Source organism: Peribacillus sp. ACCC06369 (assembly GCF_030348945.1).
Lineage (GTDB): Bacteria > Bacillota > Bacilli > Bacillales > DSM-1321 > Peribacillus.
This window is the reverse complement of record NZ_JAUCEN010000002.1, coordinates 1,951,361-1,977,338: the sequence shown is the minus strand read 5'-3', so window position 1 is coordinate 1,977,338 and position 25,978 is coordinate 1,951,361. Positions and strand designations below refer to the sequence as shown.

Genomic DNA, 25,978 nt, shown 5'->3' with positions numbered 1-25,978 from the left:
CAGGTTTCAACCTGAATGGTTGGAATGAGCAAACGAACTGCATCCCCCTTAGTCTTTTCTTCCTTCCTTTTCAAGTTCTTCTTTAACTAACAATCTTTTTAATAGTTTACCCACTGTATTTCGCGGCAGTTCTTTTCTCACTTCAAATACTTTCGGCACCTTATAAGGCGTCAATTGGGAATAGCAATAACCTTCTATTTCTTCAAGGTCTACGGAATCGCTTTCTTTAGGAACGATGAATGCTTTCACAACTTCGCCTTTTTCTTTATGGGGAATACCCACCACAGCTGCCTCTTTAATTGCCGGATGTTCATATAGAACCCCTTCCACCTCCTGCGGGTAAATATTGAATCCGCCGACGATGATCATTTCTTTTTTCCTGCCGACTATGTAGAAATATCCTTCGTCATCCATAACAGCAAGATCGCCGGTATATAGCCAGTCATTCTGTAAGGCTTTTTTTGTTTCGGCTTCGTTATTCCAGTATCCCTTCATGATTTGCGGGCCTTTTATCAGCAGCTCCCCGACACCTGTGTTAGGCACTTCATTATTTTCATCGTCAATGATCATACAATCCGTGCCTGGAAAAGGGATTCCAATGCTTCCAATTTTCCTTTTTCCGAAAGGCGGATTACGATGAGTGGAAGGTGAAGCTTCCGACAAGCCGAAACCCTCTCCTATTTTGGCACTGGTCAACACCTCAAATCGCTTGATCACTTCAACTGGAAGGGGGGCCGAGCCACAAGAACAACTTTTTAAACAATCCAGTCCATAGTTTTCAATTCCTGGATGATTGACGAAAGCATTATACATCTTTGGAACACCTGGAAAGAAAGTCGGGCGATATTTTTTAATGTTTGAAAGGACATCTTGAAGATCGAATTTGGGAAACAAGAGAATGGCTGCTCCAATATAGATACCTAGATTCATCGCACTTGTCATGGCATAAACATGATAAAGTGGCGTAGCTGCCAACACGATTTCTTCACCAGGTTTCAAAGAATCCCCATACATTTCAAAGCTCTGCACGACGTTGGAGGTTAAATTATGGTGAGTGAGCATGACCCCCTTCATCTTCCCAGTTGTGCCGCCTGTGTATTGGATGACTGCAATATCTTCATGAGGGTTTATGATTTCGGACTCTTTAATGGCCTCTCCGGATTGAATCAACGTTTGAAGGGAGTATGAGCCATTTTGATCATCTTCCGTTTTCATGCAGACATCAAATGCATATATCGCTTTCGTTTCTTCGATTGTATCCGCGGCCGTATGATCAAATACAATATACTTAGCATCCGAGTCTAGTAAAATTTGCAAAAGTTCCCTCGGTTTATACATGGGATTCATCTGTACAACTATTAGACCAAGTGCCTGCGCGGCGTAATAACTGATTATGAAATAAGGGTGGTTGGCCAGCATCAGACCAATCCGTTCACCTTTAACAAAGCCCATTTCACGCCACTTTCCTGCAAGTTTGTCTACCTGCATTTTAAGATTCATATAATCCAATGAATCGTCTTCATAAATGATGGCTGTATGGTGAGGAAACTTACTTGCTGTTTTATCAAGCAGGGAATAGACGGATATTTCCGGTAGCTTCATAGATTTCATTCTTTCAACATACCATTGCTCCCATGGTTTATTTATCGTTTTTCGCACCATTTATCCCTCCACACATAAACGAATGTCATATCGTACATGTTTGATTTATACTTATTTATTATGCAACTTGCATGCCAAGTCCTATAAAGGAGTAAAACAGCAAGATTTTACGTGTAACTCAATTCATTTATGAATTTTATTCACAAATAAAGCCTTTCTGTAGAGGATTCATCGAAATGCCAATAATTCATTTATGAATTTTCACAGGCTCTAGTTGGTTTTCTAACGATCGTGAAAAGTAGGTTTTTACCATATTATAGATTATACCTACTCACAAATCATAATTTTGATCATATCCATGGTGTATTATTAAATTTGAAAAGCCCATCTAAGGATGGGCAAGTTCATTGTTTATTGAAAGTTGGCTTACGAGTAATTAAATAAAAAATCTATAGCTTAACTTTCATGCCTAGATTTTTAGCTTTTGCGCATTCGTAAACTTATTATTTCTTCACCGTGTCCAAGAATCATCCAAGCGACATAACTGGTTCAATCGATCGAACCATCCTGTATAGATCTTATATATACGCTCAGTCACTTTTTAATCTCCTTAATTAAAACACTCAAAAATTCCAGGGTGGGCGCATCCCTAAATAATACATATGGCAGTAAATATGAACGAATATAGATTGGGATAATCGGCGTTTTGAAGTATTTCTATACATCGATTTGGAGTTCCCTGGGAATTTTTATATGAGCCACATTAACGAAAATCAGGCTGCCGTTTCCCAAATAATTTGGTGAAACGGCAGCCCCGCAAGCCCACTAATATCATCTGTTCTTTTCTACGCTTTCCTTTCATTTAAAAAGTTCGTCATGGATGTGGAAGGAAATAAGATTCTATGTTTTTCACATCATATAGCCCAAAGGGTTTTAAACGCAGCCCAGGAAGAAAGTAGCAAGTTAAAAATAATAATGTATACAAAATGGCTTGAAAAGGATAGCCTCTCGCTTGAAGCATCTTTAATTATTTTTTATTAAATTCTACTGCCCTATTAAATGAAGGATCAGAAGTCACCGTAAGCTGTAATGGAATTTCAAGTATTATTACATTTCCATCGACAATTACGATTCCTCCTCCCAGTTCATGGACACGTGAAGTAGCTTTTGCCATCGCCTCTGGATTTCAGACATTCATTTTCAATCCACATTCAAGGAGATGGAATCATCCTTCTTGTTTACGATTGTGATTTGATCTCTGGCTCTCTTAATTTAAATCTTTTTATCTTTCCGGTCGAAGTCTTTGGTAACTCGTTCACGAATTCAATGTCGCGAGGAACTTTATATGACGCTAACACTTTTTTGACAAATCCTTTTATTCCTGCTTTTACTCCTTCACCTGATTCCGCACTTTCTTTTAATACTATGAAGGCTTTTGGTTTTATTAAACCATTTTCATCCTTTACAGCAACAACAGCAGTTTCCAGTATATCGGGATGTGATAAGAATGCGTTTTCTATTTCTATTGGCGATACCCAAATTCCATTTACCTTCATCATGTCATCATTGCGGCCCGCGTACCAATAGAAGCCACCTTCATCCTTAAAGTATTTATCTCCTGTCAACAGCCAATTACCGAAAAACTTCTTTTTGTTTTCATCATCAAGATTCCAATAAGAGGCTGCAATGCTTTCTCCCTTAATTAAAAGGTCTCCCACTTCATTCACCTGAGTTTCATGACCTTGTTCATCCACAATTTTAGCTTCATAACCGGGAACGATTTTTCCTGTGCTTCCTTGCCGAATATCATCTACTTGATTGGAAATGTATATATGAAGTGATTCGGTCGAACCAATTCCGTCTATAATATCCAATCCAAAAACTCTCTTCCATTGTTCAATATAAGTAGCCGGCAGTGCCTCTCCTGCTGATACGCAAAGTCTAACTGAAGAAAGATCATAGGTTTCCTTCGTCTTCTCAAGGTAATTGAGCATCGATCCATACAGGGTCGGGACACCAAAAAAAATGGTTGGACGATACTTTTCAATCGTCTCGAACACCTTTTCTGCAGTCGGTCTGTCCGGCATTAAAACAGTCGTAGCCCCGGCTCCAAAAGGATAATACATCGCATTTCCCAAACCATAAGCAAAGAAAAGCTTCGAAGCCGAAAAAGTAATGTCATTTTCGGTGATTTGCAAAATGTTTTTGGCGTAGTTTTTGAAAGCTTCTTCCATATCGGTTTGAAGGTGTATAACCCCTTTTGGCTCACCTGTACTTCCTGATGTATAGAGCCAGAACGCTTGATCATTAATGTTGCTAAAACAAGGCGGCAGATCCTTATTTTGTCTGCGAGTAAGACCCTGAAAAGAATGTTCGTTATCTTCCTCGAAATTGTGATCAACCCCATCAACCAAGATGACATGCCTTAAGAAAAGCAATCTATTTTTAACAAGCTTTAACTTCTCCCACTGTTCATAAGTAGTGACCAACACTTTTGAACGGCTATTATTCAAAAGATACTCATAATCCTTTGTAAGCAAAAGCGTATTGGATGGAATCGGGATTACCCCAACTTTTATTGCACCGAAGAAACTAATGATAAATTCTGGAGAATCATGTAATAAAAGTAGGATGCGCTGTTCCATCTCTATGCCCAGATCTTTTAATGCCGCACCAAATTGATTGCCAATGGTGTCGATTTCTTGATAAGTATAAGATTGATTTCCATAATAAATCGCGGTTTTTTCCCCTCTGCCAGCTTCAATATTTTTCTGTAAGAAATTATAGGAAGCATTGTACATCGAGCCTAACCCTCTAATTTTACATTCGGTTTTTATCACACATATATCCTCCTCAAAAAGCTACTGGTTTTAAAAGCGTCATCCCACCGTCTTCTTTTATTCCAAAAAGAAGACGGATTCCATTACAAAGCCGGATAAATTCCTTAACCTTCCATTTTCATTCATTTGGAAACGCCATACGAACTAATTTGAGCGAATTCCCTTCCTGACAATGCTCTTTTTCATTCAGTTAATCAAGGGTAAGTGATTCCATCAGGCTATGAAACTTATATTCTGATAAGCCATCCCCCTTAACAGGTATTGACACCCATTCATATCGGTTGGCTAATGAGGTCGATCAGTAGAAAGAACCTTTCCATCCTATATTTTTAAAAAAAGTTTTACAGTTTAAGCAATAGTATTTCCTAACGAACTGTGCAGTACCGAAGGATGAATATAATTCCACATGTTTGCCATCACAAAATGGGCATGTCGGATTTTCCTTTTCAATGGAAATAAAGAAATACTTAATGCAGGTTTACGAACATTTTAAACCTTCTTGATTTTTTTCCATTATCATTACCTCCTAACTATATATCTAGTGAATCTATAATAAACTAAGTTTCAACTTGATAAATTCCAAAAGTGATCAGTGGGATTTCAGAAATGATACGGTTCTTCTGAATTTGTAACAAAGTTTGCTTAAGAGGAAATAGATCGAAGGTATTTTCAGAATTGCAATGAAATACAATTAATATGACATTTGAAATTGTATTAACTTTAATGGCAGTATGGTGCGGGCATGATCAATCAACACGATTGTTTATAAAAAAATGACCAACTCATTTAGAATTGGTCATCATTTTTTTATTGAATTCCTTCTACTTTTTGATTCCCTTTTATACCCACATACCATCGTTCCTTTGCTTTGATTACTTCTCTACTGCTTTTTATATTTTTTGAACCACGTTTTCGGAAATCTTTTTATCATCATCCATTTTCACTTTTTCAAGCACCATTTTCTTACTCCAACATATAATGCAACAAAGGAAAACCGGGGGTATCAACATGCAAGACAATCAACATGTATCGCAAATGAATGAGGTTGAAAAGTTTGATGAATGGGTAAAAAATTTTTTTCTGGATCCGGAAACTTGTGCGTTGGATCATCAACTTTTTTCAATTGATATATACGAAAGTGACGATGAGTATATGGTGGAAGCGGTTTTGGAAAATCATGATGTAAAAGATATTAAAGTTTGCTTAAGTGATAATGAGCTATCGATCATCGTTGACGATACTCATAAACCATTTCTTGAAAATAAAGCGGATACAATACCTACACAGAGAAAAATCCCTTTCCCCTTTTCGATTTGCTCTCGAAGAATTACCGCTGAATTCTCAAATCCGATATTGGTGATTCGCATCCATAAGTTTTCCCCCGGAATAACAGCCGATGATATTAACATAGAGTAGTTCATTAATAATAATAAAAAGAATGGCATAGGGAGCCACATTCTCCTTAGCCATTCTTTTTTTTTGTTTTATCCAGCAAAGTAAAAGGAAGTACGACTTCCTTTTTGTGTCGAAATGACTTGAAGCTGGGCATCGATTCTTTCTTTCAGCTCTGGAACATGTGAAATTATCCCGACTAATCTCCCGGTACTTTGTATATCCATCAATGCTTCTATCGCATGATCAAGAGATTCGGGGTCTAGCGTACCGAACCCTTCATCGATGAACATCGTTTCGAGTGAGATCCCGCCTGCATTCTGCTGGACAACATCCGCAAGACCCAAAGCAAGTGCAAGTGATGCCTTAAAGCTTTCACCTCCCGAAAGGGTTTTGACATGCCTCTCCTGTCCTGTATATTGGTCGTACACGGATAACTCCAGACCGCTCTGGATATTCCTGCGTGTAGGATCCAGCTTTCGCAACAGCTGATATCTGCCGCTTGTCATTTTCAGTAATCTTGAATTGGCTTCTTTTAGGATATCATCTAAAAAGGCTGCCAATACATACCGTTCAAAAGTTATTTTGAAGGAGTTTTGGCCTTTGGAAATCTCAGACAGGTGACCGACGATACTGTACCTTTCATCCAGACTTTTCTGATCTTCCCTGATTTGCGCCAGTTTCCTTTCGATTTCTTCGTTAGTCCGTTTTTCTGCATGTAATTCATTCTGATTTTGGCGTAACGACTCCAATTCCAAATCTATGAAATCAAAAGTCTTTTTCAATCCTTCAAGGTCCGGTTTGATCACATCTTTCAGCTTCAATTCCAAATCATGAAACAGACTTAAAACACTTTGCCAATTTTGATTATACTGCTGGATTTGGTCCTCCAAATTTCCAAGTGCCGCTTCCGATTTTTTTGCGGCGGTATATTCTTTATAATTGGAAAAGCCTTGATTGGTCATATCAGTAATTAACTTTTCCCGTTCCTCTTTCAATTCTTGATTTAAAGCCTCTATATTTCCAATTAGAGATTCTTTTTTTGCATTGATGACCGATTCTTTGTCCTTAACCATTTGGAGGTTTTTTTGTGCATCTTCCAAGGCAATTTGTAATTTTTTCTGTGTTTTTACAGCCATTTGGTATGCTGCATCATATTCTTCCTTTGTTCGTATTCCATCTGGAAGGGAATCGGTTAATCCTGTCAGTTTTGTAGAGTTCTCAATATACCTGGTTTTCCCTTGGTCCTCTTTTCTTTCTAGCGAGGCCAGATTCTCCTTTAGCATGGATGCTTTCTCTTTTAATTCCAGCAACTTTCTTTCCAGATCATTAAATAAAGACTTTTTCCGCATCAATTCATTTAACTGTTCTTGCAGCGCTTTTCCTTTTTCTGCAAATCGTTTCAAATGACCAGCAAGATCTTCAAACCTAAACTCCGGCAGGTCATTTTGTAAGTCCCTAAGCTTTTCTTGTGACGAATCGACTAGTGCATCATATTTAGATTTTGCTTGATAAAATTCACTTTCGGCTTGGCTTTTTTGTTGTTCTACAGTTTTCAGCTTGTTTTCTTGCTCTTTCAGTTCCAAATCCGTTGGCATATCCTCATGCATTCGTGCTGGGTCAGGATGACTTAACGAACCGCACACAGGACAATTTTCTCCTGGGTGTAACATGGTAGCAAGCATGCCCGCTTGGCCTGATCGCCAATTTTGATTCAGAGCATCCAGTTTTCCCTTTTCCTGGATTTGAATCCTTTGAATATCTTGAAATCGATTATTCTTTTCTTCCAGAACCCGCTTCACATTCTGAGTCTCGGAAAGAACTTCTTGAAGCTTTTTTATTTTCAATAACGATTGATTATTTCTTTCAGCTTCGATTTCCTTATCGCGATGAAGAACTGCCGCTTTTTCCGCTTCTGTTTTTTCACGAGCAACTCTCTCTGCTTCCTCTTCGATTGCTAGATGTTCCGAAACATTTTTTTCACGAAGCCCTTTACTGGTTCTCCACTCTTTTTCATCCAATGCAACCTGTGCTTTTAAGCTTACAAAAGTCATGACAGCATCTTTTACCTGCTCAAGCTGATGAACAGTTCGTACGGCCTGATCCCTCTGGTTTTCCTTCAGCATTTCCTGCTCATAGGAAGCCTGCTTCTCGATATGCTCAGCCCGTAACTTTTCGGCCTGCTCACTTAACTTTTGAACTTCAACATTCGCATCTTGTACTTGTTTGCCAATTCGCAAATAGTATTGTTCCTGCTTTTCAAGCGAAGCCGCTTTGTGTGCCATTTTTATTTGGCCTTTCACTAGTTCCATTTCAGGCTGTTTTGCTTCAAGGTCCTCCTTTTCTTTTCGTAGCTTTTCTTTTTCCGAAAATCTATTTATTAAATCGACCGCCTTTGAAAGCTCTTGATTTACTTGATCGCGAGCTTTCTGCTTTTCCTTTATTTGTTTATTTACATACTCATTTTTTTCTGCTGCTGCCAAAATGACTCCCTGTAACAGTGGTAAAACCTGTTGTTCGTTAGGCTCTTCCGCTTGCAATTGTGCCTGCAATTCTTCATGGTTGCCTGGTTTGATACCTTTCATTAATTCAATTCGCCGCTGAGCGCTTTTTTCACTTTTCTTTCTAAGGATGGAAGCCTCTTCTTTTAATTTTTCTTCTATTCGTTTATAAAGTTCAGTATGAAATAATTTCTGGAGAATCAGTTCCTTATCTTTGCTGTCGGAAGTTAACAGTTTTCGGAATTCATTCTGTGGAATCATCAGGATTTGCCGGAATTGATTGGCATCAAGTCCAATGAGTAATTTGATTTTTTCCTCAACCTCACGCACATTTGCACCAAGCAATTTTTTCCCTTCCGCCAATATCTCATATAATTCAGCCTTTGCTCCAACCGTCGTCGTTCCTTCTCCTGATTTTTTCTTTCGTTCCTGCTGCGGAGACCGGGTCACCAAATACGTTTTCCCACGCAGGGTAAATTGCAGCGAGACTTCCGTTAACATATCATCTTCGGCAAACTGACTTCGTAAATCTTGCCCGCTTCGGTCTTCTCCACTGGCTTTTCCATATATCGCAAAACTGATCCCATCAAATATCGTTGTTTTCCCTGCGCCTGTCTTTCCAGAGATGACAAACATGGTCCGTTCTCCAAGGGAATTAAAATCGATGGTTTCCCTTCCTGCATATGGTCCGAATGCCTGCATCGTTAAAATATGAGGTCTCATTTCAATGCCTCCTCTTTCTTCACGGCTTCAATTACCGAAACCATCAAATCCTGCTTTTGAGAATCAAAGTCCCGATCTGTCATTTCTTGATAAAACGTTTCGAACAGGTCCAATTCTGATTTTCGTTCATCCTTTATAGAAGAGAAGGATTTTTTTCTTCTAAGGTCGGTCAGATCCCATTTTCGCTCTAGATGCAGTACATTAGGGTAAATCTGGCGCAAGCGATTAATCGGATCGATGAGCGAACCCTCATCATTTAGTGTTATTTTCAAGTAGTCATCCTTTTTTTGCGATTGATAAAAAGAAGGATCGAGTAACTCTTCCATCGTTCCGGATATTTCCCTCATATCCAGCTTGGGTGCCAATGATCGATAGTTTATTTTGAAACTTCCATCTTCGTGCATATCGACAATGGAAAGCGACTTATTTTGCTTAGCCTCTGAAAAAGAGTATTTTAATAGTGATCCAGAGTAAAACACCTTAGGATGACGTATTGCGTCTGGACTATGTAAATGTCCAAGTGCCGTATAATCGAACGCATCGAATAAGTCAGATGAAACACAGCCAGAACCACCCACCGACAAGACTCGTTCCGAATCGCTCGTTTTTCCGCCTAATACAAAAGCATGTCCTACGAAGACATTCGGTTCATCCTTATTGAAAGTCTCCGTAATCGTTCCGGTTATCCGCTTCATCGCTTCTTGGTGGGAATGGATACTATCATCTTCAAAAAGATGGCGAACCGTTCCAGGTTCTGCATATGGAACACAATAAAAATTCACGCCCTTGATGCGAACCGGCTCACATGCCTTTGTCAATTTCCCATGAATGTATAACTGGCTATGACGATACCATGATGAACCGAATGCAAGCCTTTCCGCAGAATCATGGTTTCCTGATATTGCAACGATCGGTGTATTCATTTTCACATTAATCGTATAGAGGATTTCATCAAGAAGCTCTACCGCTTCAGTCGGCGGAACGGAACGATCATATAGGTCACCGGCAATCACAACCGCATCAGGTTTTTCATCCTCGACAATTTCTATGAATTGCAAGAGTGCATGCCTTTGGTCATCTGTCATATGTACCCCGTGAACGATTTTTCCTAAATGCCAATCGGCCGTATGGATAAATTTCATAGTTTCACTCCGTCCTCATTTTTACTTACTATTATTATATCAAAAATTTAACGAATAGCATGGTTTGGGTACAAACGTTCTAATTTTTACCACACTGCCCTATTATTTTCAATTATTTAGAATAAAAAAAGGCAAACTCCAAAAGAGTCTGCCTTTTTCAGCATTAGCTGAATAAGTGTTCATATGGACCCATATTCACTTTTCTTTCAGCTAATTTTTTTTGTAAAAATTTATGATCACGTTTTGGTGTGGCAATGATATAGCCGCGTATCACTAAATCTTCCGTAATATCGCCCGCTTTTTCTTTTAATGCCAATTCACCGATTTTCCCCGCAATTTTATGACGTGCAACATCACGAAAAAGTTCTGGTACAGGGCTCACTAAATCTTCGAGTAATTCCTTTTGCTGCTTTGACCATAAGTGCTTAGTTTGGTCCAAATAGTATTCTTCCCAATCCATATCGGATTTCCCATCTTCTTTGGGAAATCTTTTCAGGAACTTCCGAAACATGAAAAAGCCACCTATGCTCATCAATATAATTAAAAGGGCTACCCAAAATAGAATAAACCATAAAAACCATCCACTAAGCAAAGTACCACCTCATATGTATAGAATGATCGTCACTATTATTATAGACAGTAACCCATATCTTTACAAGACTGGCAATGTAATCATTCGGGCTCGTTCACTTCCAGCAAGACCAGCGAAAAATCCCCTACGGCATTTTCTTCATAAAGATTCGTGACCGAAGTCGCATAGTTAAAGATCTCTGCTCGAAATTCCTCGTTTGTCTGAGGGATCTTTATATCAAATACCATTTGATAAAGCAGTGTTGTAATATCATGATATTCACTATGTGTAACCTTGAAATTGAAACTGACTTTTCTGACTTCCTTGCCTCCAGAATCCTTTACAGTTTCAGAAAGAAAATCAGTAACATGCAGGGGAACATCGTTTAAAATGACCTCGTCTACCATTATCAACATCTCCTTAAAAAGTAGTTAAAGACATGTTATCACTAGAAACTTTCAGCGCCAATGATTCAGCCTTGAAAAATTCGAAAACGTGCACAGGAACCCTGGCACGTTTTCTTTGAATCAATTTAATTTCCCTTTTTGACGATGATCCGCCATTTAGCGTCATCGATTTGCTCAAACTCCGTGATTTCATGACCTTCAGTTGCGGCCCAACGCGGAATGCTCTCCGTTGCTTGTGTGCAATCGAAATTAATGATCAATTCCTCTCCTTTTGCCATATCCACTATCGCTTCTTTTGCTTCCACTAAAGGGAATGGGCATACCATTCCAGTCGTTTCCAATACTTTCGCCATTTATATTCCACTCCTTGTTTAATGTTTTTTGCCTTTTACCTTAAGCCGCTTTTGATGTAGCTGCTGCCTGCTTTTGCTTACGGATAATCGTGAAATAAGTTGCTACCCATGTACCTAGTAGGAAAAAGACAATCGCAATCCAGCCTTGCCAAGCAAATAACGCCGAGTTCACCAGACCATTACCGATTGTGCACCCTCCGGCAACACTTGCACCGAACCCCATGATTACACCGCCGATTGCATTGTTCCGTAACGTCTTTATATCGGGCAAGCGCCAACGGAATTCCCCACTTCCTTTTGCAGCAATGAAAGCACCAAGGAAAATGCCCAATACCAAAAACGTACCCCAATCGATTAACGCATCATCGCCTGTAATAAGGAAGGTTAGAATGTTCGCAGAAGGTGCTGTAATTCCAAGTCCGAACATTCTGCCTGTCATAGCACTTAGCGGCCATGCCATGATTGCAATAAGGCCAACCAATAATGCTGTAACAAAGGGATGCCACCGTTTTTCGAATAAGATGTGGGCCAATCCCGTTTTTTTCGGTTTCATTTTAAAAATTGGCAGTTTCGGTTTTCTCAATTCACGAATCACCAAGATGCCAACCAAAAGTGTCACAATAAGCACAAGCACCCACGGCGAAACATTAAATGTTTCATGAATGTACGTATCACTCGTACGATAGGACAACAAATTATCCCCAGCAACTTTCCATACACCATATTTCGTCATGGCTGCCCCTAACATATATCCAAAAAGGGCAACCCAACTCCCAATCATGCCCTCTCCGGCACGATACCATGTTCCAGTGGCACAACCGCCTGCCAGAACCATTCCAATACCAAAAATGAAGCCACCCACGATTGTTCCCAACCATGGAAAACCATCATTTCCAAACTGAATGACCCCTGTATCATTCAATGCATAAACACCAATACTTTGTATTGCTATAACAACGAATGTAGCTAAGAACATTCGTCCATCTTTAGCTAAAATCAAATCACGATATGCACCAACAACACAGAAACGGCCTCTTTGAAGCACAAACCCCAGCAATAAACCACAAATAATCCCGAACACAATCATTTGTAACATTAACCGTTTCCTCCTTAAGTAAAATATATATAGTACCAATATAATATAATCCGGATGAAATTACTAGGGTTTTGATTGTGTTTTATAGAATCTAGTAATCATGAATGTCTTTATTGACTTGAAAGGTTCCCAGGCAAATCAAAAAACCTGAGTCATTTTAATATCGACTCAGGTTTCCTGGATTGTCCCTTTTATCCATTCTCATTTACTTTTATCACACCATATTACTTCCACTAAAACTGGCTGCTTTAACTTTTTTGTATTGGTATAGCATGGCAATTCTCCATGGAACGATCATGGCAAAAGCAAGTAAGAAAAACATTCCGCTCAAGACACCGATTTCAATCGTGCTTCCCAGCATCAGTTTCGCCACCAGCCGAACCACCATGAGACCAATCAATATGAATATGAAAGCTTTAGAGCGCTGAATATAAATTTTTTCATCTCTAACTTCGAATTTTGATGTTTTAATTAATAGGATGGAAAATAACATCCCTGCAACAAGAGCCTCCAAAAATTCGTATCGAGTCACCCGGAACATAGGAAAAATAAACATCAAAGCACCCGTACTCATAAAAAGCGGCGGTAAGATGATTTTCTTTTCGTTCACTGGTTTTTTTGTTTCCTTCATCCGGAACATGAAAACACCCATAGCCATCACAATCGCTATACCTGTTGATATATATATCATCTCTTAACCATCCCTTTTAACTAAAAATAGGTAAGTACCATTAAAAATTATATATGACTTCAATTTATAAACAAAGTATATATTACCTACTTAAGATAAACAAGGTGAGGGTTTTTAATTAAGCGCCCTATTGATGCATTCAATTCCCTGCTCTCGTCAAAAAGATTGACCATAAAATCTTTCGTCCCGGCTTCTATAGCTCGACAACCATTTTTTGCTGAACCATAACAGAGCACATTATACCCTTTGCAACCGAAGTTCCTTCTCAATTTCTTTAACGGCATCCAGACGGTAATATCCATCGTCACTGGGCCAGGATTCAAATTTCGATATTATTCAAGGTCACTACTTGTCCTGATTTTGATAAAATATTTGAAAGTATCATTCTCATAAACTTTGGCATCATCAACTATTAATATTTGGGCCATGGCCTTTCATCTTCATTTCAAACAACAGTATTATAAAACCTTATTAGAAATGTAGTGATTCTATAATACGCAAAGATTTTGTGACTTTAGACACAAAATAACAAGAAAAACGAATAAAAAAATAATATACCAATAATAAGTCCTGACGAAGGGTAATGCCAATTGAATATTTTTGAAAAAATAGCTTATTATGGACTAAAACCCCGTAAAGCCACCGAATAGTCTAGACAGGACTGCAATTATTTTGGTCATCCAATCAAAAAACAAAATCACACCCATTACAATCATTAAATATCCGCCAATCTTCATGATGTATTGGCTGTACTTTTTGATCCATTTCAACTTTCCGACAAAGAAAGATAATATGAAAAACGGTATGGCAAATCCTAATATATAGGCAGTCATATAGCTCATGGCGGCGCTAGGGTTAGTTGCACCCAAAGAAACGACAGCACCTAAAAGTGGACCTGCACAAGGCGTCCATCCAGCAGCAAAGGCAAGTCCGATTAGAATGGAACCAATATATCCGCTAGGTCGGTTTTTAAATTCAAAACGACTATCTTTCATCAATGATTTCGGCTGAAAGATTCCAACAACGAATAAACCAAAAATGATAATCAGGATGGCACCAATCTGACGAATCAATTCTTTGTAATTCGAGAAAAAAGAACCTAGATAGGTCGTACTAAAACCAATCGCAATAAAAACCAGAGAAAAACCAAGCAGGAAGAATAAAGTATGCAGCATACTTCTTCTTTGGAGCATGGCGTTCTCGGATTTGATTTCACCAACGCTCATACCAGTGATATAAGATAAAAAAGCTGGATATAGCGGTAAGCAGCATGGCGAAATAAAACTCAAAAAGCCTGCCCCAAAAGCTAAAAACATATTTATATCATTCAAATGAGCTCACTCCTATGTATGTCAACCTATAAACATTGTAACAAATAAGATAAAAAAATACATTTATGGAACTGTGAATATTTCATGACAACTAAATGGCTGACATCGAAATGAGCCACGGGTTCAATTTTCATTAAGTTAACTTATTTGAATTCATTGGTCCAAGTCGATATAATTGTTATATTCATACAAATTTTACAACGAAAACATAAATAAAAGGTACCTTGAAAAAAAGTTGGGGCCAGAAAGGAAATATAATGGCTAAGAAGAATGAATTTCTCGAACAGATCGAATTAAAGAGAAATGAGCTTATCAAAATTGTTGCTAAAGATGGTTTAAACTCCCATGTTGCCGTTGAATATAGCCAGCAACTTGATCAATTATTAAATAAATATAATGAACTTTTTTATAAAACTGGTACAGGCCTTTAATCCCCTAATCTCTTACCAGTTCATCTCCCATTGATAACCACCATGTCATTATATGCTTACTTTGAACGGACTATCTCCTCTTTTTCCTTTTCGTTCCACAAATGAATACATAAGCATATCCTTAACTATCCTAAAAAACAGGCAAACGCCATCGGCACTGCCTGTTTTCTTGTTTTTTAATTTAATATCATGTACATGAATTACATAGCAATATCAACATCTGATGTCGGTGCATAGTTTATCACGACAAGAATAATAGGAGACCCAGCCAAGATGGAAGAACCGTCCGGAACATTAATCACTAAACGACTATGAATGTGTTAGGATTTCTAATTTATTGTAGGCCTCCAAGCTGAAATCACCCGGTTTTTTCAGTACCTTTCCCGATGAACGAGCCTTAAGCGTTAAAATAAAGTTTGACAAATCACTCAAAAGATATTATCTTTAATTAAAGATAAATCAATTCGAGATATTGCAGTGTTTTTTTAAACATAAGTCTCGAATTAAAAATATCTAAATTAAAAATAAATTCCAGGAGGAATCATAAATGATTGGTATCGGTTTATTAGTTATACGTGTAGTAATTGGATTATCGTTTGTTGGACACGGGGCGCAAAAACTGTTTGGATGGTTTGGCGGTCATGGCTTGAAAGGTACTGGAGGCTGGTTTGACTCAATTGGCATGAAGCCAGGAGTTACCATGGCCCTATTTGCTGGTCTATCAGAGCTTATTGGCGGAGCCTTATTTGCTTTAGGTTTCCTTACACCCTTTGCAGGTATATTGATTGCACTTACAATGCTCGTTGCGATTGTTAAAGTTCACGGCGCAAATGGCTACTGGGCAACTCAAAACGGTTATGAATATAATCTTGCCATCCTTGCAGTGGCGATTGGTGTAGCGATGAGCGGAGCTGGCCCATACTCACTTGATTCCTATCTTTTTTAAGGAAATCGCTTGGATATGCTAATGCCTATTATCGAAAAACACGGAGTGGATAAATCCACTCCGTGTTTTTTCATTTCCCCCATCGTCTCTATAAAACAACAGATCATACTTTCTCCAAACCTAATCCTCGGTACGAGTGCTTAAGCATCAAACTTCGAACCATTTAATTTTAAACTTTATATGCTTATTAATATTGGCATTAATACTAGTTTCCTTTTTCACCTCTTATACGTAAACATTTTCTCGTATATCCCAAATATAAAATAGATGGTTTCAATTATATACGCAAACCGCCTTTGCATCATGGATGTACGGTAGGATTTATAACCGTAAATGACTATCTTTGTCAAACTTTAAGTTCATCTTACAAGCTGGGTTAATGCCATTAAATTATTGTGTTCTATCTATTTCATTCTGTTCCTCCTCTTCCGTTTAGGTATAAATTTTTCACAGGACTAGTGCCTATATAAAGTAAAATATTAAACTTTGGATAAAAACAAAAGTTCCCAATTTGAAATATCATGTCTAAAAACTAAAACTAAAAATCAGGAAAAATAGAGTACAGTAATAATGAGAATAATCATAACCTCATGTTTTTTTATCTCCGGCGTGTCCTCTCTAAATCAAAAGATCCGCTATAAGATAAATATTCCCTCAGATACAGTTAAAGTGCTCCAATTCAATCTGAGGATAATAGAAATCAATGGTACTTTAATTTAAATACGATAGATATTTAGACTCTAGTAAAAAAAAATATGAAATTACTACTAAGATAAACAATATAAATCCCCGAGTGATGACATTATTATTTACTGTTTCATAAACTTTACTTCGATTAATACTTTTTAATCCTTAAAAACAAGAAAATACAGAAATAAATAGTTTAGTTATTAAATGAAAAAGGGGGCAAAATAAATGAAGTTTTTATCTTTTGTGGCAGTATTTTTATTTTCTTTTAGTCTTGCTACACCAGGATTTGCTGGGGAAAATGGTCTAAGCGTTAGCAAGGAAAGACTCACAGTAGCAGAGTTGGATTACCTTGTAAATGAAGTCGGCAATACTCAAGAAGAATCCGAGGATTTACCTATTGAAATTTCAAGGCGATTAATTGAAGAGAAAGCTAAAGTTATAGATTCTGGATCAGAAATTATGGGTATTTATGATTCAGAAGTTAATAGCCCAGGGCAAATCAGTACTTTTGCATCTATCGCTGCAACAACTTTAAAATTAGGTGGAACTGTATATAAAGTAAAAAGTGATCGTTCAAAAGAAGATAAATTTTATATATACGGTAATTTTCAATGGTTAAAAACACCTTCATATAATTTAGTGGATAAAATGACAATTGGTTTCCCTTCAAGTTCAGGACTGTACCTGCCAACCAGTGGAGGGAAAGTAAAACAACACCAACACAGATATTCTCAAGATCAACAAGGAAATGGACGTTGGATTGATTATGCAATCAAGTATTCTCCAAGTCATTGGGAACCAAGTGCTGGTGTGGCTGGTTCATATGATTTAAAAGCTTCTACTAGTAAAACCAAGCATAAAGGGTATATTGGACAATATGTATATGTTCCCACATCCAAAAATGGTAAAATAAACATTAAAATAACTTATGGTCATAGAAGAATTGCTGGTACACCTTCTGTGTCAGTTTATCCGGCCGGTTTATCTATTACACCAACAACAGCTACAGATACAAGGTCATATGCGTTAACACTATCTTATTGATCTGTTGTTAGAATGGGGGGACCATGAGGCAAATCATTATTAATTTCATTTTCATTCTAGTAATATCAGTAATCTTATTTTTTATCTTTAGCTATGATGCATCTTTAGATAGTGATTTTATGTTGTCTCTTTTACTTATAATTACTCTCCAAATATCTTTGATATTAGCTATTCTATTAAAAAGAAGATAACATCAGAAGAGCAGCCATTAATGGTTGCTCTTCTATGTTGTTGAATAGCAGTCTTCTTAGGTTGGTCCACTACAGACTGTGACTTGGAAGAGCTGTGTGCTCCTTCCATATCCACGGCGTTCCGTAAAGGTAGCCCCCTTTACTCACAGAAATTTCCGAATGCATCTGCCGTTGAGACTTAATTACTGGTCAATGAAAATTCGTAAGTCTTTCCCCTTTTTATTTTCCGAAACAGCTTAGAAATAGAATACTCGGTTATTCATTCCTTTAAGGATTCAATCTAAAAATCACTATATAGATTCTTTACTCTTTTCAATGACCCTTCCATAAACATAAAAACCCCTTGATAAGGAACACTTTTTTATGTGTGTCCGTTATCCGGGGGGTATCGGTCAATTCGATTGGGATTTTCATTATCCAAGTACAATCATTCCATACGATTTTGCACACTATTAGCATCGTTTAATTCACTAATATATGAACGTCTACCTATTCAATGCCTGGAAACCATCCTGGGGAATGGATGATCGCTTGCCATAATGGATCTGGTATATCAAGTTGCTGCTGATTATCCTTGTTTATTTTTGTAACGATTTCTGTTTCTTTTCCTTTTTCCACTTTTTGTACCCACTCTGGATCGATTATGAGTTCACGTCCTAATGCGATTAATGGAACGCCAGATTGAAGTGCTTCGATCGCATCATCCGCTGTATAGATGGAACCAACACCGATGATAGGAACTTGATCTCCGACACGTTCTTTTATAATTTCTATCCGAGGTCGGTCAACCTCTGCTCCCCGTCTTGCTTTCGACCAGAATTCCATTAAAGAAACATGGAGATAATCCAGTTCCTTTGTCGCAAGTCCATCAATTAATGAGAGTGTATCATCCATAGTGATTCCTGGTGTTTCCGGTTCCTCCGGTGAAAAACGATATCCCACGATGAACGGATCCTTGGCATGTTCTGCAACAGCCTTTTTCACTTCATCCACAACAGCTAATGGGAAATTCAGCCGTTTTTCCAGAGATCCTCCCCACTTGTCTTCACGACGGTTTGAATGTGGCGAAAAGAATTGCTGAAGCAAGTAACCATTCGCACCGTGAATTTCGACACCATCAAATCCCGCTTCTATGGCACGTCGGGTGGTTTCACCAAAATCCAGAATGATCGATTCAATTTCCTTTTCAGATAGTGGACGCGGAACTGCTTTCCCTTCTCCCTCCGATGGAATATTGCTTGCACTGACTACATCGCCATTTGGTATTAATTCCGGTGGAACCTCGCGTCCACCATGAAAAATCTGGAGGATTGCTTTTGCACCTTTCGCTTTAATCGCTGAAGCTAAACGACTTAGGCTAGGAATCAATTCATCTTGATCACCGCCAAATTCACCATGAAAACCTTTTCCATTTGCCGTCACGTAGGTACATGCCGTTATTACCATGCCTACCCCGCTTGACCGTCGTTCATAATAAGTAATTTCGGCATCGGTTACAGTGCCGTCAGGATTCGAAGAGAAATTTGTCATAGGCGCCATCACCAGCCGATTTTTCACCTCTATCCCCTTTCCTAAATTGAACGATTCAAATAATGGTGTATATTTAGAATTCATTTAGTAATCCTCCATTTAGTTACCCACCCTTTACGGTGTTGGTTGGTATAAGTCCTTACCTTACCTTACCTTGCATTACAATACACAGCACGCATTTTAAAATCTTAATCATGCATGTTTTGCAATTAATTCCGCAATGGCTTCTTTTGGCTGGAAGCCAATTGCCTGATCTACCTTTTCTCCATCTTTGAATAGGATAAGGGCTGGAATCCCCATCACTCCATATTCGCTTGTCGTATCTGAATTTTCATCCACATTAAGTTTTACGATTTTAACCCGATCACCCATTTCAACATCAATTTCATTAAGCACTGGGGCAATCATTTTGCATGGACCGCACCACGGTGCCCAAAAATCAACCAGTACCAACCCTTCCTTGATTTCACTAGCAAAATTATCATCCGTTACATGTTCTATTGTCATGTTCATTTCCTCCTTGTATTATCCGCATATTTATGGTCTTTACTCATCATCTATTTAAATCAAGTTTAGCGATTCTATTTCCCGGAATAAGAAACTCTGATTTCCTGGCATTTATTTTCGGATGGATTTTGATGGATTCCAATTTACCGGATAACTCCATAAACCACGTTTCATCTTTAGAAAGCAACGCCAAATCAATTAAAGCCAAAAGATCATTTTCGTTACTGATTTCTAGATCCGGCAGTTTTTCAGCCCATTTACTCGGAATCCAAATCGATTTCCCCACCGCTTTTTCATTGTCACTTTCCACCACGTTCACTTTAACGATTTCTCGATCCGCGCTTACTTTTTCAATGAAACCATGGATAAGTTCCCCTTCTCTTGATCTTCCCTGTACCCAATCCTCATTTTTGAACTGATTATTTTCAGCCATAATCATTAACACCCCTTTATGTTCATTTGGTATTCAATTTATAGTTATTAACTGTAATAAAAAAATATACAGTAAGTGCAAAAGAAAAAACTAAATCAATATCACGGACATTGTTTAATTTTTTCCAAAAAAGTGCTAAGCGTTATATTTTCTAAATATTTTTCAAAATATAACTCAGCTTCATCGAATATTTGATCCATGACCACCTGGGTGTTGGAAGATATGACACATTTTTTCTCGGGATCACCTGTACACCACTTAGGCTTCAAAGTTCCATGTGATACCGTTATATAAATATTCGCCAAACTCACCTCTTCAGGATTACAGTCTAGAATATAGCCTCCGCCCACACCTTCTTTAGTCTTAACAAATCCTTTATTCCTTAAGCAGCTCATCATTTTCCGAATCCTTGCAGAGTTTGTACCAACGTTTTCTGCGATAGACTCACTGCTTGCCATATGATCTGGTAGATAAGCTAAATAGACCAAACTATGCACAGCTATTGTAAAATCACTATTCACTTTTGCATCCTCCTCAAGGGGATTACTGTAATATTAATATTTACAGTTGATAAAGTCAACATAAAAAACTCAACAGCCTACTCATCTTTGTTGATTAATTTATAAATGCAGTGAAATTCCCCCCTATCAAATAATAGAGGGCATTTGTTGGAAAATGAAAACCTTATTTTTGAGAAAGACTCAATGCCGTATTAGCCGCTTTTAAATTCACCGGTGACTGCTCACTTATATCCTGTGGATGATAATAACCTTTTGAAACTATATAATCACTTATTAACCCAGATGTTCTACAGCAGATCTCTGCTGTTCCCGAAATGCAGCCCTCAATTCAGGTGAAGCTGTTTCTGTTATGGCGAAAGCCGTATTTCTTATTCCTGATTTGGCTGAATTCAGAAAGTTCAGTAGCAATCACCTGATCTGTCATACCGCCCATACCGCCATATTTTGCAAAAGGTAGTCATTATTTTTTCCCTCTCCTTAGATTAACCAGGATTTCCTGTAATCTTTGAATGTGCTCTCTGCCGCTGCTCATGTCCTGTAAAAGAATGTTTTTCAATTCCGTATCTTGGACTAATCCCTTCATTGTAGAAGCTTTTGATAGACAAAGGCTTTTGAAATTCAATATTTCATGCAATTCTAACGTTACATGCAATCCTAACTTTTCCACTAAGTATCTCTCCTTTCATTTAAATTCACTTACTTATCTTTCGTTGTTCAAAATGTCTTATTCATTACTTTTCATTTTTTTATAAAAGGTTACAACCTTTAGAAAAACAACATGTAGCCCTCTGTATACCTGAGAGTTGAATAGGGAGAATTACCTTTGTTACATAGACTGAGGAGGTGATTGAATGGGAAATGAAAAGCTGGCCTTTCACGAGACCTTGGAAACCCATGAAATATTAAATTTTAAAACAATATGCTTAATGAAATCCAAATTAATGCAAGGAATTTGTTTTGACAATGACTTAAAAGCATAATGGAAAAAGACGTACAGCAATCTATAATAGCCATTAATGAGCTTAAGACTTTTTACGAAGGTGCCCGAACAAACTATATGCAATGAGGTTAGCATTTCCCTTTATCTTGTCCCATTTTAATAGTTTGATTGTACTTCTTATTTCTATATACCTGCTTCTTACACTAACTATAAAGCACTAACTTTAAACTACTTTAACCAATTTTATAACCTTACCAGATTTATCAGGTAACGTAACTCAGACTTTTTAGATCTATATAGCTGATTTTAATCATTATCTCAATTATTTATATTCATCAACGGACGTTGGAAAATGCTTTATTTGATAATGGAGTGTAAATATCGCTCTGTTACTTAAATATCTCCGTGTCCTAAAAGTCGTGAGAGACTATAGATATTCTATATTACCAACTCTAAAGCACTTCACAACCCTTCATGTGGACAATAATACTCGTATCTCTAACAATCTCGAAGGGTAATTCCCGTAATTCCATAGCTATAAGCCCAGCATCAGATAAAGTGGCAATTATAACCTTATTACGCGCTTCTATGAACGACTTAGTATCAAAAGCATTAATCGTGTCTCTGACTTCATCTTGGGTAAATCCTTTTGCTAAACAATGGTAATCATACTCTTTTACTCATATCTATTAATTCCAAAACAAAAACCACCTTTTCTGAATCATTCATTCAGAAAAAGTGGCTTTAGGAACAACAATGAAAGATAAACCAAAATTTTATATAAAATCGGCGGAAGGATTCAGCCTGAATGAAGCTACCATTTCGATATTATATAAAATTTTGCATCTAATCTTCCAATAACATTGATATATCAAGGTTTCATGCTATCTTATTTTGTTTGTTGTTTATTCATGGCGCTCATCATTTGATTAATTTTCTTTTGGGATGGCTTCATACCCATTTGCATCATCATCATTTTTAACATCTGTTCGTTAATTGGCGGATTTTTCTTTAAGTAATCCATCATGTATTTACGAGCGATGAAAAATCCCAGCACTACTCCAGCAATCAATGCCAGTACGCCAACTAGAATGTAAACCCACATACTATTTCCTCCTTCGTGTTGTCTAACATCAGTGTACTAGACCAAAGGTTATTATACAATACCCGCTACCCAAAAGTCCCCCATTTAGACAAATTTTCTTTCTTTTATCGGTTTTAACCAACCGTATTTTTCGTGTTCAAAATCTATGGCTAGAAAACTCGCTTCATATTTTCGAATGCACTCAAAGAAGGCCGTTTCCGCTTCATAGTCTCCTTCAGCTTTAAGCATAATGGAATCATCCTGGATGATTAAAACGGCTTTACTGGATCCGTTTGTTTTTTCTAAATAGTATTTTCCATTTTGAGACCAAAAATTCATCTTTTTTTGCAAACGTTGTTCAATAGCTACCTGCAACTGGATAATCGGGACTGTTTTGGTGACATATTCGATTTGTTTTTGCAAAATACTCTTCAGTCTGCCCCTAGCTTGAATATACTCCAAAAACAAATTGAAAAATAGCTTTTCTCTACCATAATAATGATGGGCAAATTCATCTTCGATTAAAAAAATTTCATAGGTTCTCATCAGCCAATGCCTCCTAGCATTCCTATTTTGGTTTGGTCACCAGAACAATTAACAATCAGGACCTTTCCACCATTTTCCACTCTTGATGACTTTCCCCTTTAACTGACACATTCAAACGAAATTTATTTATTCTCATTATATATTGACAAACTGAAAAGATATGTTGTTTGCTGGAGAAATTTTCTTCTTTTTTTGTCGAATGAAAGATTCCCCTTAGAATAAGAGCACTTTCAACATACAATACGAAGTTTTGATAAAAAAACTGACACCAAACTAGTTGGTGTCAGTCCCCATTACGATTATTTTAGCATTTCTTTAACTCGAGCAACTACATTTTCTACTGTGAAACCAAATTCCTGCATGATTTTACCGCCTGGTGCCGAAGCTCCAAAATGATTGATGGCCAATATTTCACCCTCATCACCTGCATAACGATCCCAGCCAAACGGTGAAGCCACTTCAATGGCCAGACGTTTTTTCACTGCCGGATTGATTACACTTTGTTTATATTCTTTAGATTGAGTTTCGAATCGATCCCATGATGGCATGCTGATTACCGAAACATCAATTCCTTCGTTCGCTAAAGCTTTCTGTGCTTCGACAGCCAAGTTCACTTCGGAACCAGTCGCAAGAAGTAATGCATCGGCTACTTCTTTCTTAGAAGCGGAGATGATGTAAGCCCCTTTTGAAACACCTTCATACGCAGTTTCGGAAGTGTCTTTTATTGTTGGCAATCCTTGACGAGTCAGTACAAGGGCAGTTGGTTTATTTGTAGACTCCATTGCCACTTTCCAGGCTGCTGCCGTTTCATTGCCATCAGCCGGACGGATTACCCCTAGGTTAGGCATTGCCCGTAATGATGCTAATTGTTCGATTGGCTCATGTGTCGGTCCGTCTTCCCCAACAGCAATGCTGTCATGGGTGAATACATACGTTACAGGAAGTCCCATCAGTGCTGCCATTCTTATAGCAGGACGCAAATAATCAGAGAATACGAAGAATGTTCCTCCGTACACTTTTAATCCACCATGAAGGGTCATACCATTTAAGGCCGCACCCATAGCGAATTCACGTACACCAAACCAAATATTACGACCACTGTAATTACCAGGTAATAGGTCTGTCTCACCTTTAATGGCAGTATTATTAGATCCGGCTAAATCTGCAGAACCACCAATGAAGCTAGGCACCCTTTTGGCAATCGCATTTAACACTTCTCCACTTGAAGCACGGGAAGCTAATGTTTTTCCTTCTTCATAAACCGGAATTTCCTGATCCCAGTCAGCAGGCAGTTCACCTTTGATTGCCAGCTCCAATTGCTCGGCTAACTCAGGATGTGCTTCTTTGTAATTTTTGAACAATTCATTCCAAGCTTCTTCTTTTTGAGCGCCTGCGTCCACAACAGATTCATTGAAGTGTGAATACACTTCTTCTGGAACATGGAAATCCGCTTCGAATGTCCATTTATATGCTTCTTTAGTCAACTTAAGCTCATCTGCACCAAGCGGAGCGCCGTGAACAGCTGATTTACCTGAACGGTTTGGTGAACCGTAACCAATAACCGTTTTGACTTCTATTAAAGTTGGGCGTGCTTCGTCGGTTTTCGCTTCTTCAAGTGCTTTGGCTATTTCCTGAAGATCGTTCCCATCCTCAACGCGGATATATTGCCATCCATAAGATTCGAACCGGTTTGCTACGCTTTCACTAAATGATTGACTTAAGTCGCCGTCAAGGGAAATATCATTAGAATCATATAAAACAACAAGCCTTCCAAGTTGTAGATGTCCAGCTAATGAAGCAGCTTCAGCAGAAACCCCTTCCATTAAATCTCCATCTCCACAAATGCTATATGTATAATGATCGACTACATTATAAGAATCACGGTTGTAGCTTTCTGCCAAGTGGCGTTCTGCCATTGCCATGCCGACTGCCATTGCGATACCTTGTCCAAGCGGTCCCGTGGTTGCATCTACACCTGCAGTATGTCCGAATTCAGGATGTCCCGGAGTTTTACTTCCCCATTGGCGAAAGCTTTTCAAATCATCGATAGATAAGCCATAGCCCGATAAATGAAGAAGACTGTATAACAGCATAGACCCATGACCAGCTGAAAGAACAAAGCGATCCCTATTAAACCAATCCGGATTTTTCGGGTTATGATTCATATATTCAGTCCATAGTTTATACGCCATCGGCGCTGCCCCCATCGGCATACCTGGATGGCCGGAATTAGCCTTTTCAATTGCATCAATCGATAACGTACGAATCGTATTGATAGAAAGTGCATCTAATTTATCTAACATATAGTAAAACATCCCTTCCTGTAATGTACCTCTTTATATTATAGTGACCAGCATAATATCACAACTAAAATCACTATTTACTAACCCAATATTACAATTTTCTACAAATTTGAGAAGTCCCCTATTTAGATTAAGCTAAATAGGGGAATACATACATGAATGC

The 25,978-nt window shown here is 38.0% G+C and carries 24 protein-coding genes and 2 pseudogenes; 5 read left to right on the top strand and 21 right to left on the bottom strand.

From position 1 onward, the window contains the following. Positions 1–48 precede the first annotated feature (48 nt). From QUF78_RS10570 to QUF78_RS28000, 4 genes and pseudogenes are all read right to left on the bottom strand, one after another. The gene (locus QUF78_RS10570) at positions 49–1,662 is read right to left on the bottom strand and encodes a long-chain-fatty-acid--CoA ligase (protein WP_483313840.1); all 1,614 of its coding nucleotides are present in this window, start codon (positions 1,660–1,662) and stop codon (positions 49–51) included. Positions 1,663–2,476: 814 nt separating this feature from the next. Beyond that, a pseudogene (locus QUF78_RS10565) lies at positions 2,477–2,788 on the bottom strand (adenine deaminase C-terminal domain-containing protein); the annotation flags it as partial. Positions 2,789–2,840: 52 nt separating this feature from the next. Next, on the bottom strand, positions 2,841–4,403 hold the full coding sequence (locus QUF78_RS10560) for a benzoate-CoA ligase family protein (protein ID WP_289327290.1): 1,563 nt from the start codon (positions 4,401–4,403) through the stop codon (positions 2,841–2,843). Between the two features lie 337 nt (positions 4,404–4,740). Beyond that, the gene (locus tag QUF78_RS28000) at positions 4,741–4,893 is read right to left on the bottom strand and encodes a PaaD-like zinc ribbon domain-containing protein (protein ID WP_483313884.1); all 153 of its coding nucleotides are present in this window, start codon (positions 4,891–4,893) and stop codon (positions 4,741–4,743) included. A 557-nt stretch (positions 4,894–5,450) separates the two neighbouring features. Here QUF78_RS28000 and QUF78_RS10555 point away from each other — a divergent pair. Next, positions 5,451–5,858, top strand: coding sequence for an Hsp20/alpha crystallin family protein (locus QUF78_RS10555; protein ID WP_289324600.1), 408 nt, complete (start codon positions 5,451–5,453; stop codon positions 5,856–5,858). Positions 5,859–5,926: 68 nt separating this feature from the next. On the opposite strand, the gene QUF78_RS10550 is transcribed toward QUF78_RS10555, so the two are convergent. The 8 genes from QUF78_RS10550 to QUF78_RS10515 all read right to left on the bottom strand — a co-directional run bounded on the left by QUF78_RS10550 (position 5,927) and on the right by QUF78_RS10515 (position 14,649). Then, positions 5,927–9,058: an AAA family ATPase gene (locus QUF78_RS10550; RefSeq protein ID WP_289324599.1), complete on the bottom strand. Its 3,132-nt coding sequence runs from the start codon at positions 9,056–9,058 to the stop codon at positions 5,927–5,929. Next, the gene (locus QUF78_RS10545; protein ID WP_289324598.1) at positions 9,055–10,200 is read right to left on the bottom strand and encodes an exonuclease SbcCD subunit D; all 1,146 of its coding nucleotides are present in this window, start codon (positions 10,198–10,200) and stop codon (positions 9,055–9,057) included. The genes QUF78_RS10550 and QUF78_RS10545 overlap by 4 nt, the downstream gene beginning before the upstream one ends. A gap of 163 nt (positions 10,201–10,363) precedes the next feature. Continuing rightward, positions 10,364–10,792 carry a DUF2621 domain-containing protein gene (locus tag QUF78_RS10540; protein ID WP_034312903.1) on the bottom strand — a complete coding sequence of 143 codons (429 nt, stop codon included), beginning with the start codon at positions 10,790–10,792 and terminating at the stop codon, positions 10,364–10,366. A gap of 80 nt (positions 10,793–10,872) precedes the next feature. Then, a complete protein-coding gene (locus QUF78_RS10535; protein ID WP_289324597.1) occupies positions 10,873–11,178 on the bottom strand; it encodes a DUF3219 family protein in 306 nt (101 codons plus the stop codon). Between the two features lie 125 nt (positions 11,179–11,303). Beyond that, entirely contained in the window at positions 11,304–11,531 is a 228-nt protein-coding gene (locus tag QUF78_RS10530) for a sulfurtransferase TusA family protein (RefSeq protein WP_064466206.1), read from the bottom strand. 40 nt (positions 11,532–11,571) lie between these two features. Further along, positions 11,572–12,627, bottom strand: coding sequence for a YeeE/YedE family protein (locus tag QUF78_RS10525; RefSeq protein ID WP_289324596.1), 1,056 nt, complete (start codon positions 12,625–12,627; stop codon positions 11,572–11,574). A gap of 214 nt (positions 12,628–12,841) precedes the next feature. After that, complete coding sequence (locus QUF78_RS10520) at positions 12,842–13,318, bottom strand: CcdC family protein (protein WP_289324595.1); 477 nt, start codon at positions 13,316–13,318, stop codon at positions 12,842–12,844. A 623-nt stretch (positions 13,319–13,941) separates the two neighbouring features. Further along, positions 13,942–14,649, bottom strand: coding sequence for a cytochrome c biogenesis CcdA family protein (locus QUF78_RS10515; RefSeq protein ID WP_289316882.1), 708 nt, complete (start codon positions 14,647–14,649; stop codon positions 13,942–13,944). A 224-nt stretch (positions 14,650–14,873) separates the two neighbouring features. On the opposite strand from QUF78_RS10515, the gene QUF78_RS10510 reads away from it, so the two are divergent. From QUF78_RS10510 to QUF78_RS10500, 3 genes are all read left to right on the top strand, one after another. Continuing rightward, positions 14,874–15,080: a Spo0E family sporulation regulatory protein-aspartic acid phosphatase gene (locus tag QUF78_RS10510; RefSeq protein ID WP_353957904.1), complete on the top strand. Its 207-nt coding sequence runs from the start codon at positions 14,874–14,876 to the stop codon at positions 15,078–15,080. 547 nt (positions 15,081–15,627) lie between these two features. Continuing rightward, positions 15,628–16,026 carry a DoxX family protein gene (locus QUF78_RS10505; protein ID WP_289324594.1) on the top strand — a complete coding sequence of 133 codons (399 nt, stop codon included), beginning with the start codon at positions 15,628–15,630 and terminating at the stop codon, positions 16,024–16,026. A gap of 915 nt (positions 16,027–16,941) precedes the next feature. Continuing rightward, a complete protein-coding gene (locus QUF78_RS10500) occupies positions 16,942–17,760 on the top strand; it encodes a hypothetical protein (protein WP_289324593.1) in 819 nt (272 codons plus the stop codon). A 680-nt stretch (positions 17,761–18,440) separates the two neighbouring features. Here QUF78_RS10500 and QUF78_RS10495 read toward each other — a convergent pair. From QUF78_RS10495 to QUF78_RS10470, 6 genes are all read right to left on the bottom strand, one after another. Continuing rightward, the gene (locus tag QUF78_RS10495) at positions 18,441–19,565 is read right to left on the bottom strand and encodes an NADH-dependent flavin oxidoreductase (RefSeq protein ID WP_289324592.1); all 1,125 of its coding nucleotides are present in this window, start codon (positions 19,563–19,565) and stop codon (positions 18,441–18,443) included. A 108-nt stretch (positions 19,566–19,673) separates the two neighbouring features. Beyond that, a complete protein-coding gene (gene trxA, locus QUF78_RS10490) occupies positions 19,674–19,988 on the bottom strand; it encodes a thioredoxin (RefSeq protein WP_289316887.1) in 315 nt (104 codons plus the stop codon). A gap of 46 nt (positions 19,989–20,034) precedes the next feature. Beyond that, on the bottom strand, positions 20,035–20,421 hold the full coding sequence (locus tag QUF78_RS10485; protein ID WP_289324591.1) for an IDEAL domain-containing protein: 387 nt from the start codon (positions 20,419–20,421) through the stop codon (positions 20,035–20,037). A 101-nt stretch (positions 20,422–20,522) separates the two neighbouring features. Then, on the bottom strand, positions 20,523–20,942 hold the full coding sequence (locus QUF78_RS10480) for an RrF2 family transcriptional regulator (protein ID WP_289324590.1): 420 nt from the start codon (positions 20,940–20,942) through the stop codon (positions 20,523–20,525). Between the two features lie 273 nt (positions 20,943–21,215). Further along, the gene (locus QUF78_RS27815; protein WP_353957903.1) at positions 21,216–21,350 is read right to left on the bottom strand and encodes a spore coat protein; all 135 of its coding nucleotides are present in this window, start codon (positions 21,348–21,350) and stop codon (positions 21,216–21,218) included. Positions 21,351–21,402: 52 nt separating this feature from the next. After that, entirely contained in the window at positions 21,403–21,609 is a 207-nt protein-coding gene (locus tag QUF78_RS10470) for a hypothetical protein (RefSeq protein WP_289324589.1), read from the bottom strand. A 184-nt stretch (positions 21,610–21,793) separates the two neighbouring features. Here QUF78_RS10470 and QUF78_RS10465 point away from each other — a divergent pair. Further along, positions 21,794–22,008, top strand: a pseudogene (locus tag QUF78_RS10465) (spore coat protein). Positions 22,009–22,771: 763 nt separating this feature from the next. Here the strand turns inward: QUF78_RS10465 and QUF78_RS10460 are convergent. The 3 genes from QUF78_RS10460 to tkt all read right to left on the bottom strand — a co-directional run bounded on the left by QUF78_RS10460 (position 22,772) and on the right by tkt (position 25,815). Further along, positions 22,772–22,987, bottom strand: a complete 216-nt coding sequence (locus tag QUF78_RS10460) for a YneF family protein (protein ID WP_034312934.1) — start codon at positions 22,985–22,987, stop codon at positions 22,772–22,774. A gap of 84 nt (positions 22,988–23,071) precedes the next feature. Continuing rightward, a complete protein-coding gene (sirA, locus tag QUF78_RS10455; RefSeq protein ID WP_289316892.1) occupies positions 23,072–23,512 on the bottom strand; it encodes a sporulation inhibitor of replication protein SirA in 441 nt (146 codons plus the stop codon). A gap of 299 nt (positions 23,513–23,811) precedes the next feature. Next, positions 23,812–25,815 (bottom strand): transketolase, encoded by a 2,004-nt coding sequence (gene tkt, locus QUF78_RS10450; RefSeq protein ID WP_289324588.1) that lies wholly within the window; start codon positions 25,813–25,815, stop codon positions 23,812–23,814. Positions 25,816–25,978 lie beyond the last annotated feature (163 nt).